7 protein-coding genes are annotated in these 13,170 nt (G+C 65.8%); 5 read left to right on the top strand and 2 right to left on the bottom strand.

The genetic code is table 11. The features are described from left to right. Positions 1-278: 278 nt before the first annotated feature. The 5 genes from QZV81_RS10515 to QZV81_RS10495 all read left to right on the top strand — a co-directional run bounded on the left by QZV81_RS10515 (position 279) and on the right by QZV81_RS10495 (position 11,602). A complete protein-coding gene (locus tag QZV81_RS10515; RefSeq protein ID WP_292836857.1) occupies positions 279-494 on the top strand; it encodes a hypothetical protein in 216 nt (71 codons plus the stop codon). 44 nt (positions 495-538) lie between these two features. After that, positions 539-1,060: a hypothetical protein gene (locus QZV81_RS10510; RefSeq protein WP_292836854.1), complete on the top strand. Its 522-nt coding sequence runs from the start codon at positions 539-541 to the stop codon at positions 1,058-1,060. Between the two features lie 586 nt (positions 1,061-1,646). Beyond that, positions 1,647-4,745, top strand: a complete 3,099-nt coding sequence (locus tag QZV81_RS10505) for a PD-(D/E)XK nuclease family protein (protein ID WP_292836851.1) — start codon at positions 1,647-1,649, stop codon at positions 4,743-4,745. Then, positions 4,732-8,067 carry a UvrD-helicase domain-containing protein gene (locus QZV81_RS10500; RefSeq protein ID WP_292836848.1) on the top strand — a complete coding sequence of 1,112 codons (3,336 nt, stop codon included), beginning with the start codon at positions 4,732-4,734 and terminating at the stop codon, positions 8,065-8,067. The genes QZV81_RS10505 and QZV81_RS10500 overlap by 14 nt, the downstream gene beginning before the upstream one ends. Next, the gene (locus QZV81_RS10495; RefSeq protein ID WP_292836845.1) at positions 8,057-11,602 is read left to right on the top strand and encodes a sigma factor-like helix-turn-helix DNA-binding protein; all 3,546 of its coding nucleotides are present in this window, start codon (positions 8,057-8,059) and stop codon (positions 11,600-11,602) included. Before QZV81_RS10500 ends, QZV81_RS10495 begins: the two co-directional genes overlap by 11 nt. A gap of 41 nt (positions 11,603-11,643) precedes the next feature. On the opposite strand, the gene QZV81_RS10490 is transcribed toward QZV81_RS10495, so the two are convergent. Then, the gene (locus QZV81_RS10490) at positions 11,644-12,150 is read right to left on the bottom strand and encodes a hypothetical protein (protein WP_292836842.1); all 507 of its coding nucleotides are present in this window, start codon (positions 12,148-12,150) and stop codon (positions 11,644-11,646) included. 93 nt (positions 12,151-12,243) lie between these two features. Next, a complete protein-coding gene (locus tag QZV81_RS10485; RefSeq protein ID WP_292836839.1) occupies positions 12,244-12,750 on the bottom strand; it encodes a hypothetical protein in 507 nt (168 codons plus the stop codon). Positions 12,751-13,170 lie beyond the last annotated feature (420 nt).

The following is a 13,170-nucleotide window of genomic DNA, read 5'->3' as shown; positions in this document are numbered from 1 at the left end:
GCGGCATACCCCATTCTACAACTTAACCAGAGAACTTCAGGCGCACGACACTAGGACCCGGGCCACGAGACGTAATCCTCCCGATGCTCGCCTTCGACGCGCGCGAGCGACCAACTGCCGCAGCCGCACTGGAGCAGGTTCGTGATCTTCTTCCTGCCGGGAGCTCGAAGGGCTCCGGCAAAGCGCAGGGTGGTGGGGCAGCGGCGCGCCCTGCACCGCAGAAGCCACCGCCGCCTGCTGAGCGACCAGCACGTGCCGCGTCCGCCGGGCGGGGGCCGGTGCCCGTAGCCGCGGAAGCGGGCCGCGGCACCGCGAACGTCGGCGCGAAGGTCGTCGTCGTCGATCGTCTCGGCCTCGACTGGACCGGGGTCGTCGTCGGTGTGGACACGAAGCGCCCCGGCAACATCCTCGTCAAGCACGAGTCGACTCGGGGCGCCGAGAACGTTCGCTCCTATCCTTTGAACCAGGTAGTCCGTGGCACTCCGCTGAAGTAGACGCAACTCCAAACGCCGCTTCATCATCCTGATTGACGAGAACCGTGACCGCTGAAGACAACCCCGCCTCGCAGGCGATTGACTGGCACTGGGTCGCGGAGGCGCGTCTCGCCGCGATGCGAATGCAGTCCCTACCCGAAGCGAGGCGGGTTGAAGCCGTGACGATCGCCCGCACCACGATGCTGGCTCTGACGGCCTACCGCACGCCGATTGGACACTCACCAATCCCGCGCGCACGGGATCTTGCCGAAGACCTCGCGGCACCGTACCCCTACCTTGAGGCGACGGCGGCTCATTGCGTCGGGCTCCTATTCTTCTTTGACTCGATCGAGAGCAAGGAGTATCACAACATCGGCCTACCTTGGGAGTTCTGGCGGTTTGGTGAGCTGATGCTCAGCGGGATCGGGTTCAACCACCGTCCGTTCTTCACCACCGCAAGGTCGGGTGTGTACGACGAGGAGGCCGATGCATGGGTGGTCGATCGCGCTGACCAAGTCCGTCAGGCCCTCGCAGCAGTAGCGGGGCGTACGGAAGAGAGCGGCGGTAGCGATGGACGTTACGTCTAGCGGGGTCCCCGCCGCCGATCTGCATCCGCGTCGATGGTGAGCAACTGATCGGATACCCCTGATTGGTCCTCTCGCGGTGGCGATCCGGCGTCGCGTGCAAGGCGGGCTCGCCATTCGAGTCGGCAATCCGATCGAAGAAGTACACGTAGTAGCCGCCAACCGGCGCATCGCCCTCGCGTAGATACACCGCGCGGGGGCTCGACTCGTGCGGTTGTTGCAACGGAGTGCTGAATGCGGTCGGAACGCCCCCATCGGGGAAGACGGGCATGCGATACCGCCTCCCGTCGATCGGTCCACCGAGCATCACGGCGGGCACGTGCTCGAGCTCGCTGTCGTGGTATGTCTTCTTGGCCATGGATCTCTCCTCTTCGTCAGGGTGCATCGACGGTGCCGAAGGACGGGCTCGCGCCCAACCCACCTCCCCAGCTCGGGAAAGTCGACCAGACTACATCGGGCCACCGACATTGACTCCGAAAGCGCCATGGCCGCGATCCATCCGCAGATTCCAGGCAATAGCCTTGGTCGGATTCTCATGAATGTCGCAGGCGTCATGTAGTCTTCAAGACTTTGCAAATGGGGAGGCACGATGCGCACGCTGGCATCCGCACACGGCGCGGCGGCGCTCGACACGCTCAGAGGACTTGTCGGGCGACTGAAGAGCGACGACTCGCTGGCGCCGGTCACTGTCGTCGTCCGCGACAACATCGCTGCGATCACGGCTCGTCGCGCGCTCGCGCACGGCGTCGGCGAACGCCGCGGGGTTGCGGCAGTCAACGTGACCACCCTGCGCCGCGTCGCCGACCACCTGCTGTCGCTTGTTGGCTCGACGCTTCCGCCGGTCACCTCGGCTCGGCTCACGGCTGTCTGGCGTGCCGAACTGCATGCAGCACCCGGGGTGTTCGAGCTGGTCGCGACACACCCGGCGACGGTGCGTGCACTCGCGCGGGCACACGGAGAGCTGCGTGGGCTGGATTCGACCCAGCTTGCGACGGTGGCGGCGGGCGGCCCGTTGGCAGCGGATCTCGTTCGTCTGCACGGAACGGTGGCTGGGGGAGTACTCGCGGGAAGGCGAGACGAAGCCGCCGTGCTGCGGGATGCCACGGCGATGGTCGATCAGGACCCCGAGGTCGCGGCAACACTCGGGGCGCTGATTCTGTACCTACCGGATGAGCTCGACCAGTTGGAGACCGCGTTCGTGCTCTCGCTGGATGGGGCCGTCGGCGTCCAGGTCATCGTCGGGACGACCGGGAATGAGGAGCTCGACCGCGATCTGCGGGCGCAGTTCGACGCTCCCGCATATGAGACGTCGACAGCAGCAGACGCGGATGCGCCGGCGACGGCATCCCGCGTCATCCACGCGTCCGATGCGGATGACGAAGTCCGTGCCGCGGTACGCGAGATCGTCGCGCTCCTCGCCGCCGGCACCGCGGCGCACCGAATCGCGGTGCTGTATCCGAAAGACATCCCGTACGCACAGCTGCTCCACGACCACCTCGCACAGGCGGGCATCACCGCAAACGGGCCGGGCGTGCGGCCGCTTCGCGGCCGCGCCATCGCCGACGCGTTCCTCACCATGCTCGCTCTCGACCCCGATGACCTGCAGCGAGTTGCGGTGTTCGACTGGCTCGGGCGTGCGCCGATCCTGGCTGCGGACGGCAGCACGGTTCCCCGCACCCAGTGGGAGCGGCTCTCCCGCGACGCCGGCATCACGAGCGGCGACTGGACGACACGGCTCGACGAGCATCGCGTGCGCCTGCAGGCCCGCCTCGATCAGGACCGCGATGACCCGGCGGTGAGCCCTGGATCGCTCACCTACCAAGAGGGAGCGCTCGACGCAGTCGCAGCACTGCGCGCCTTCGTGGGAGATCTGACTGCCATTCTCCGCGCTGGTCGGGCATGCCAAAGCTGGGCAAGCCTCAGCAGGTGGGGGCTGGATGCCTTCCGGGTCTACTTCGGCGCGGCGCACTCGATGAATCGGCTCCCCGATCCCGAACAGCGCGCCGCAACAGCGATCGAAACGACCCTCCGGGGACTCTCCGAACTCGACGAGCTCGGTATCAAGCCCAGTCATGACCAGCTCATTGAGATCCTTGACGTGGATCTCGACCAGCGTCGCCCGCGCGTCGGCCGGTTCGGAGATGGCGTGTTCGTCGGACCGATCTCGGCCGCGGCATCCCTCGACGTCACCGATGTGTTCCTCCTCGGGCTCTCTGAAGACCTCTATCCCGGCAGACAGGTGCCCGATCCGCTGCTGCCCGACGCGGTCCGTGAAGCCGTCCCGCTCCAGACGTCCCGTGACTCGCTCCGTGCGAAGCACCGTGCCCTGCTCGCCGCCCTCGATGGCGCCCCTCGCGTCACCGCGAGCTTTCCGCGCGGTGACCTTCGCCGCGGTTCCGAGCGTCTGCAGAGTCGGTGGCTCATGCCGACCCTTCGAGTGGTGGCACGGATGCCGGATCTCGAAGCGACACGCTGGTTCGAGGCATCCGCGCCAGAGATCGTCTCGGTCGACTCGCACTGGCGTGGCATCGGCTTCGCGGAGTTCCCCAGCACAGAGCAGGAGTGGCGTCTCCGCCACCAGGCAGGCGGCGGTCATCTCGACGATCTTGCGATCGAGGCCGCAGAGATCCTGTCGGCCGCTCGCCTCTCCGATGACTTCACCCGCTTCGACGGCAATCTCGTCGAGGTCGAAGGTCTTCCCGACTACGCCCAGGGCAGCATCCTGATCTCGCCGACCGCGCTCGAACGATACGCCGGTTGTCCGCACACCTTCTTCGTCGAGCGGCTCCTGAGCGTCAATGCGCTCGAGAATCCGGAAGAGATCGTCACGATTCAGCAGCGCGACATCGGCAACATCGTGCACGAAACGATGGATGGTCTCGCTCGCGAGTTCTCCGACGACCTGCCTGACTACGGCGCACCGTGGTCGCAGGTGCAGCGCGAGCGCATGCGCGAGATCGCAGCAGACATCATGGCGAGCTATGAGCGACGCGGACTCACCGGTCATCCGCGACTGTGGGAGCGCGAGCGCGAGGCCCTGCTCGCCGACCTGGAATGGATCCTCGACGAAGACGACCGCGCGCGGGCTGCGCGTGACGCTCGCGTCGTCGCCAGCGAGCTCGCATTCGGGCTGCGGGGAGCGCCGCCCGTTCGCGTCGAAATCGACGAGGGAGCCCTCACCATGCGCGGGAGCGCCGACCGGGTGGACGAGACCCGAAGTGGAACGCTCGTCGTCACTGACTTCAAGACGGGACGCTCCGACAGCTTCAAGAAGATCGCGACCGATCCGGTCGTCGGCGGAACGAAACTGCAGCTGCCGCTCTACGCCTACGCCGCTCGTGCGGCCTATGGCAAGGAGCAGGTCGAGGCACGCTACTGGTTCGTCGGACGACGAAACCGAGGCGACGTGGTGCCCGTCGTGCTCGACGAGAACCTCGAGACGGTTTATCGCGCAGCCCTATCGACACTCGTGCGCGGCATCCGTGAGGGCCAGTTCATTGCGCGTCCGCCGAAAGACGAGGACTGGTCGCACGTGAAGTTGAAGTGCAGCTACTGCAACCCTGACGGCGTCGGCTACGGTCATGTGCGATCCGCATCCGCGAGGAAGCAGACGGATGCCGCACTCGCTGATCTCTTCGCGCTCATCGATCCGACAATTCATGGGGTGGCCAGCGATGACGTTGACTGACGAGACCGCGCGCCGCGAAATCCGCGAGGCTACCGCCGCAAGCCTTTTCGTCGATGCGGGTGCGGGATCGGGCAAGACGAGCGCGCTGGTCGACCGCGTCGCGACGTCGGTGCTCGGCGACGGAGTGCCGCTCGCCCACACCGCCGTCGTCACCTTCACAGAGAAGGCCGGCGCGGAACTGCGAGACCGCCTCCGCGCGGAGTTCGAAAAGCAGCATCGGCTCGCCGGCGATCGTGGCTCGCGAGCAAGGGCGCAGGCGGCGCTCGACGACCTCGACGGCGCCGCGATCGGCACGCTGCACTCGTTCGCGCAGCGGATCCTCGCCGCGTTTCCGATTCAGGCGGGTATGCCACCGCTCGTCGAGGTGCTCGACGAGGTCGGATCGTCGATAGCTTTCGACCGTCGCTGGTCGGTCATGTGGCGAGAGCTCCTGGATGACGACGCGCTCGCGGAGCCACTGCTGCTCGCGCTTGCGAATGGCATCAAGCCCGATCATCTGCGCTCGCTCGCCCGGGCGCTCGGGAACGACTGGGACCTCATCGAGAGTCATGTGCTCTCGGGCGGTGATTCGAACTTCGTGGCTCCCGATACGGAGGCCTTCCTCCGCCATGCGGTCGCTGTCGCCGAATTGCGGAGCGTATGCACGAGCCATGGCGACAAACTCTCGGCATCCATCGACACGATCGCCGTCATCGCAGGCCGATTGCATGCGGCGACGTCACCCGCCGAACGGTTTGCTCTTGCTGCGGCAGTCAACCGCTCGAAAGATCCGCTGCGAGTCGGTCGCGGCCAAATCGGCGCGGCCGGCAACTGGGATGGCCGGATCGATGACGTGCGAAGCCAGGTCGTCGACTTCTGCAGTGCCGCCGAGCAACTGGGTAAGAAGCTTTCAGAAGCGTTGCTGCGGCCGCTCGCGCGCGCACTCGCGGTCAAAGTACTCGCGGCGGCGGAGGAGCGCGTCGCATCGGGCGCGCTGGAGTTCCACGACCTGCTCGTCGCCTCGCGCGACCTGCTGCGTCGCGACGGTGAAGCCCGCGCCGCCCTGCAGCGGACATATCGGCGCATCCTGCTCGACGAGTTCCAAGATACCGATCCGATCCAGATCGAGCTCGCGGTCCGCATTGCCGGCGGAGCGGATGCCGCGGCCGAAGACTGGCACGACATCTTGGTGCCACCCGGCTCATTGTTCGTCGTCGGCGACCCGAAGCAGTCGATCTACCGCTTCCGCCGGGCGAGCATCGAGACCTACCTCGAGGCGGGAGCGCACTTCGGGCGACGCGTATCTCTGACGACGAACTTCCGCACGGTGCCGCCGGTCCTCGACTGGATCAACGACGTCTTCGCCCGGATCATCGTCGAGAATCCGGGCAAACAGCCGAGATACGAAGGGCTCGACGCACACCGCACGATCGATCCTCCCTGCGTGGGAGCAGCCGTGACGGTGCTGGGTGCCGACCCGCATGAGAAGGGCACACTCGCGGATGCTCTGCGTGAGGCAGAAGCCGCGGACGTGGCATCCGTCGTCCGCACCGCGCTCGCCGAGGGCTGGACTGTCTTCGACCAAGGCGCTGAGCTCTGGCGCCCAGTGCGCGCCGGCGACATTGCCATCCTGCTGCCCGCCCGCACTTCCCTCCGATTCCTCGAGGCGGCCCTCGACCGCGCTGGCATTCCCTACCGCACTGAATCAAGCTCCCTCGTCTACCAGGCGGATGAGATCCGCGCGCTCATGGCGGCGGTGCGAGCAATCGCCGACCCAAGCGACGAGCTCGCGACTGTGCAGGCGCTGCGTACAACGCTGTTCGGATGTGGCGATGACGACCTCTTCCGCTATCGGCGCGCGGGTGGGCGGTTCTCGGTCACTTCGCCCGTGCGCGACGAAATCGCCGATTCGCCTGTCGGGCGAGCCATGGCGTACCTCAACGGGCTCTATCGCCGCAGCCGCTGGCTGAGCCCCGCAGAGCTGCTCACCGAGCTCGCGGTCGACCGTCGAGTGCTCGAAGTTGCGGCCACGGTGGAGCCCTCCTCGAGGGCGCGCGACCAGTGGGGACGCGTTCGATTCGTTATCGACCAAGCGCGCGCGTGGTCGGACGTTCAGCACGGTGGACTGCGGGCATACCTCGCCTGGGCATCCCATCAGGCGCAAGACGCCGCGCGGGTCGCTGAAGCTCTGTTGCCCGAGACCGACGTCGACGTGGTGCGGGTGATGACCGTGCACGCCGCGAAGGGGCTCGAGTTCGGCGTCGTCGTGCTCTCCGGCATGACCAGCCAGCCCCGCAAGGAGACGGGCGTTCGCCTGCTCTGGCGTGATCGCGGTTACGCGGTCAAGCTCGGGGGATCGATCGAGACTAACGACTTCGCTGACGCCTCACCCATCGACGAGCAGATGGATGACGCCGAACGTCGCCGCCTCCTGTACGTCGCTGCGACGCGTGCCCGTGATCATCTCGTGGTGTCGCTGCACCGCGCGGAAGGCGGCTCCGAGACCGCGGCGAAGATCTTCGTCGACGCGGGGGCGGTCGATGCTGCCGGAGTCGAACGGTACGAGTCCCGCTTTGAAGATCGGACAGCGCCACTCGAACTTCGGAGCGATCCGGGGTCAGGTCGCGACTACGACGAGTGGCTCGAGGCCGTCACGGCCGCACGCGCTCGGTCGAAGGCTCCTTCAGCGCGGACGGCATCGGGACTGGAGGGAACCGAGCCAGAGGTCCAGTGGGCGGTGGACGACGCGGCGGGAGATACTGCGCTATCCGAGCAGATCGCTGGCGGTGCGAAGGGCGTCCGGGATGCTGAACTGCCGTCGTCGCTCAAGGGCCGTTACGGCAATATCATCGGCCGTGCCGTGCACGGCACGCTGCAGGTCGTGGATGGTCGCGATTCGCAAGTCGATGATGCGGCTCGTGCGCAGGCGCTCGCGGAAGGCATCCCGGATCTTCTCTCGACGGTTGCCGGTTTCGCGCGGTCCGCACTCGCGACAGAGGTCGTGCGAACAGCCTTTGACCGTGAGCATTGGTGCGAGATGTACGTCGGCACGATCGAGGACAGCCTGGTGCTCGAGGGCTTCATCGACCTCGTCTTCCGCAGCTCCGCGGGTGAACTCGTGATCGTGGACTACAAGACGGACACGGTTCGGGATGCCGTTGCCCTCGCCGATCGTGCCAAGCACTACGCTCCGCAATTGCAGGCGTACGTGCGTGCTTTGGAGGCGGCAACGAGTGAGCGAGCGCGGGCTTGTCTCGTCTTTCTGAATGACACCGGGGCGGCAGGACAGGTCGTCGACGTGCCCCGCGGAGATCTGGGGGCAGGGGATTTGCATGACGCATGACTTCCACACGTTCTGGCTGCACGACGAAGCGGCGGGCGGGCGCTTTCTCCCGGTGATGGCCCGAGGCGCGGACGAGGCGCGGTCCCTCGTCGCTTGGACGGGCGCGGAAGACTCCTTGAGTGTCATCGGCGACGGCACCACGGTGAGTTCTCTCCCCGCCCGGAGGCCGTTTCTCGACGTCTCGGCCGGGTGGGTGGGTCTCGCTCGTGAGCTTCACCGTGCAACCGAGGATCCCGCGCTGTTCGGTCTGATGATCGGCGTGGACGTCGGAGATGTCGGCGTCGCGAGCATCAGCGTCGGCCGGCAGGCGCGTGCCGTCTGGACCTCACGCTCGCAGCAGGCGGACGGCGCCGACGTTCGTGGCTTGATGGAGTCGCTGGGATGGAGGGCCGTCAACAAGGACATCTCCGTGAGTCGGGCTGTCTACGGTGAGCTCGATCTCGAGAGTGATCGCGTGCCGTGGACGAACGCGGTGGATGCGGCGATCGAACTCGCGGTGCTTCTCGTCCCGGATGTGCGAGCCGTGGTGCGGCTCTTCGTCGAAGTAGACGAGAGCAGCGTGCGGCAGATCGGCTCGGATCACCCGCTCACGGCGGCGACTCGCAGCGGTCAGTGGCCATGGATGTCATACAGCGCAGAGGACCGATCGGAGCGGAATCGGACCCTGCATAGGGCGTGGTTCGGCGAGATGCAGACGAAAATGGCGCTGGCCAACGGCATCCTTCGCTCGCTCGAAAACACGACGGGGATGTCAACCAAAGACCTCATGAACAGACACGTGCAGCTGCTGCCCGTGCGGCCGCCGTGGATTCAGCAGGGGGATCTTGCCCAAAAGACCGCGTGGTGGCACCTCGCGGCGATTCTGGGGCGATCGATCCTGTCCAGCGACGAATTCGGTCCTGCTGACTATGACGCTCTCACCTGGTTGTGGAGACGATTCGTGGGACGCGTGTCTGCTGACGACCTGGACATCCTGAATCAACGCGAAGATCCCTCCGCGGAAGAGAACCCAGCGGCTCTTCCCTCCGCTGCACTGCCGGCGAATGGCACAGCGCCCGTCGCGACTCACGAGACCGAGGCGAATGCGCGGGAGATCATCGAGCGTCGCCAATCAGAAACCTTCGGACAGCTATTCCCTCACATCGGGCCAGACGTCACGCTCGAGGCGCTTCGGCTCTCGGCACGTGTGCACAATCGACTTGTCCGCGACGGCGTGACAACGTTCGCAGGTCTCGCGCCGTACACCGTCGGTGATGTTCTCGGCTGGGGTGGCGTCGGCGAGGGGTCGGTGCTCGAGACCCTGAGGAGTCTTCTTCTCGTCTCGATCAAGCCCACCGAGTCCTCCGACCGAGATGCCACCCGTGTCGTGGAGGCCGAATCATCGAGTCTTGGTCTTGACAGTTGGCGTGCGGAATCGCTCGCCGATATCGAGGCTCTTGCGCGTTGGCATCGGCTGCTCGGCGCCGAGAGTGCCTCGGTCTTCGTTGTTCCGGATGGGGTTGCCGAGCCTCCGGCCGTCGTTACAGCGAGAGAGCGGTTGGGCCAACTTTCGGCGGGCGAGGTCCTTCCCGCACCGGAGGGCAATGGGTCGGCGAGCGACCTTCTCGAGCGCCTCTTGGCGGAGTTCGACCAGCGCGATCTCCTCATCCTTCAACGGCGGGTCTTCGCTGAGAAGCCCGAGACCCTCGACGTCCTCGGCGCCGAACTCGGCATCACGCGCGAATACGTTCGGCAACGCGAAGCGAAGGCCAAGACGCGGGTTGCCGCCATGGTCGCCGAGGGCGAGCTCGCAGGGCTTGCTGGCGTGATCCGCGCGGCGATCGTGGACGTGCTGCCCCTCAGGGTCCTCCTACAGCAGTTTCCGTCACTCGCCGCGGCCATCGACAGCATGGACGCTCCCGTGTGGCGTGTGCTCGATCGGCTCGACGACTCCTACGAGATTCGGGACGACTGGGCGGCCAGGCCTCGTGTCGCCGACGCCGTCGCCCGCACCAAGGCACTCCTCGTGAGGCACGCGACCGGGCGCGCCTACGTGGAAGTCGCCACGATCGATGAGTCCTCCACTGTTCTGACGGACGAGTGGCTTGACTACTGCGGCACGAAGCGGCTCCTCGGATACGCACTCGTCGGCGCAGCCGGCATCGCCGACCGCGCGGCCGTAGTTTTGGCGGCCGAGGAAGCGCCCTTGACGGCAGAGGACATTCACGAGCGCCTCGGGGTTCCACGAGCTGTGAGCGCCGTGAAGAATGCGCTCGCGGACGACGAGCGGTTCACCCGCGTGGGCCGCCAGAGCTGGGCGCTCAGGGAGTGGGGCCTGAAGGGATACCAGTCAATCAAGAAGTCCATCGCGCAGATTGTGGATGCTTCGCCCGAGGGTGTGGCTCTGTCGACGCTCGTCGAGAAGATCACAGCCCAAGTAGATGTGTCAGCGAACAGCATCGCAACGTACGCCGCAGCTCATCCGTTCATCACGCAGGCCGGCATCGTGCGCCGACGTACCCGTCGAGAGATGCGGCATCCTGAGCGACGAAAGGGTCTCGCCCAGACACGCGGTCTCTTCCGGCACGGCACGTCGGTCGCCTACCGGTTGACAATCACCGGCGAGCACCTGCGTGGCAGCGGCACACCCCTGCCGAACGCACTCGGCGAAGAGCTCGATCTGCTTCAAGCCGAAAAGCGCGACGTTCCCGTGCGCGGAGGTGGCACGGTGACCCTGTCGTGGAGAGGCCCGCAGATTGCAATTGGCAGCATCCGAACAGAGGTCCTGCAATTGGGGCTTGCTGCCGGCGACATTGCGTTTCTCATCTTTCACGCAGACAGAACGCTCGAGGTCACAGCCCTCGCGTTTGCGTTCGACCCGCTCGGCCAGGTCGCCGCGCTGACCGGCGGCCCTACGAGTGGAGACGCTATCGAGTCGTTGGCGGATCGGATCGACTCCGATGCGTCCTCGATCGCCGAGCTCGCGCAGGCCTTCTCGACACGCGGCGAACACCAACTCGCGGACCTCCTCGGACGGAGCGGCGAGCTCTCCCTGACAGTCGCTAGTCTGCGCGCGTTGGACGAACCAACGCAGGAATCGGATGCCGTCGACCCATCGGACGCGAGCGGTGGATCAGGTTCAGCGACGGCGAATTCGCTCCGGGCCATCTTCACGTACCTGCTCCGCGAGATCGACGTCTGGACCGCGCAGACCTACCGAGCAGGGGCGGAATTCTCGCCCTATGTCCAAGGCCTGCGCGAGTACGCAGGTGGCTTCGCCTGCGAATTGTCGAGCAACGCATACCTGTCGCCACCTCTCTACGAAAGACAGCTGGAGGCCCTGCGCTTCCTGGGGTGGAGCGATCCAGACCCAACCGATGGCCTGCCCAATCATCACCAGACATTCTCGAGCGACGTGCCACTAGAGCGCATCGCAGAGATTCTGACCAAAACGCTCCTGGATGCAATCGCTTTGACACCCGACGACGACATCGAGTTTGGACCCCACAGTCCGAAGCTCGACGCCTATGTCGCCCGGCGCCTGGCGCGGGAGTGACTTTCGCGTTGTGAATGCCGCGTGTTGGGCCCCGGTCCGCCCTATCGCCAGATGCTTCGCAGCATCCCCCCCTCGACCGCGGCGTCGTCGCGCTCCAGCGTGAACCCATCGTGTGCCGCGATTAGCGAAGCGAGAAGCTCCAGTTGGTCCAAGGGACCGGAGATGACGTCGATGTTGCCGCCAGGTGACCCACCCCCTTGCTTGACCCCGCTGAGTCCAGAGGGATGTTCTGCCTTCAGTTCTGCGATGCGACGGGCGGCGAGGTCGTAGGCGACGCTTTCAGGAGCGGCGTCCCATGTCTCGCTCACCCATTCCTCGAAGTTGAAGGGGTCCGCAGCATCCATTCCCTCATGTTCGAGTTCGTTTCTCGCAGCGAAGCCTTCCCAATCCTCTCCGTACATTGTGCTGACGAACTCGCCCCACGTTCGGGCTGCAGTGGCGGCGGCCCAGCGCGCACCAGTGTCGGCGTCGATGACGACGCCGTCGTACCCCCGGAAATCGGCGGGGCCGTAGATCAGGCGACGCGGTGCGTCGCTCGAATCGGTCATTTCGTGTCTCCTTCGTAGGCCATCGATGCCCGTGGTCAAATGATCCCGCACTGGCGCACGCCTCGCGGGTGTCAGTGTGGTTGTGGGTCTGACTCAGCCGCGGCGGGCCCGGATTGTGAGCTCGTGCGAGAGCAAGCCCGATGTCACCCACGCCCAGCTGATCTCCGCCGCGGCCATTGCGCTGAACGCGTCGTAGTTGTCGAACCGATAGCCGACTCGGCGGATGTCACCGAGGCATTCTCTCCCTCTGTCGTGCAGGAGGACGGCGAAACCTCCCTGCGGTCCTCGACTCGGCTGGAGTCCGATGACGTTGGTCGATCGAGTGACCCTGCTGTCGCGTGCTCCGTAGACCTGGCACACGTTGTTGTTCGAGCGGGAACACGTCGACAGGAGCACGGCCAGGTGCTCGACGTGCCGCGCGGCTACCCAGTCCTCAGGGGTGGCGCGGTGATCGGAGGCCCAAAGGATCGACTCGCCCGCCTCGTCCTTCGTGATGCGCGAGAGCCAGAGGTCGATTTCGGAACTGATGGTCGAGGTCGCGGGATCGGAGGTCAACTCGGCGAAGTGCACGACGACGAGTATGCAGGTGGCTCCGGACATTCGGCTCCGGCCCGTCTCCGTTCGTTGGCTACGGCACAGATACAAGCACCTGTTCGCCCGATCGATGATCTTCTGTGGCGCGCGGGATGGAGCGGCGGCACTGAGTCCGAGCTCTCCCGCGCGTGCTCGGCCAAGTGAGGGTGACTGGCCTGACGTATGTCCCGGCATCCCGATGGGTGAGGATTGCCGTGGGTGTCCGATCACCCAATGTCGGTGGTCTCTTGTAGCCTGCTCTACTTTGCGAGCGGGGTCGACAACGGACCACCTTGCGCACACCCGAACGGCTGAAAGACTGGGCCGCCACATCACCAGGATCGACGAGGCATGGCAATGGACGACCAACTCAACGAAGAGCCGACGGACCTGCGAGCGACCGTAGGGGACAATGGCGACGGCCCGATCGACTGGGGCAGGCTTTCG

This window comes from Microbacterium sp., from assembly GCF_011620665.1.
GTDB lineage: Bacteria > Actinomycetota > Actinomycetes > Actinomycetales > Microbacteriaceae > Microbacterium.
The sequence above is the reverse complement of the archived record's forward strand: the minus strand, read 5'-3'. Positions and strand labels throughout refer to the sequence as shown.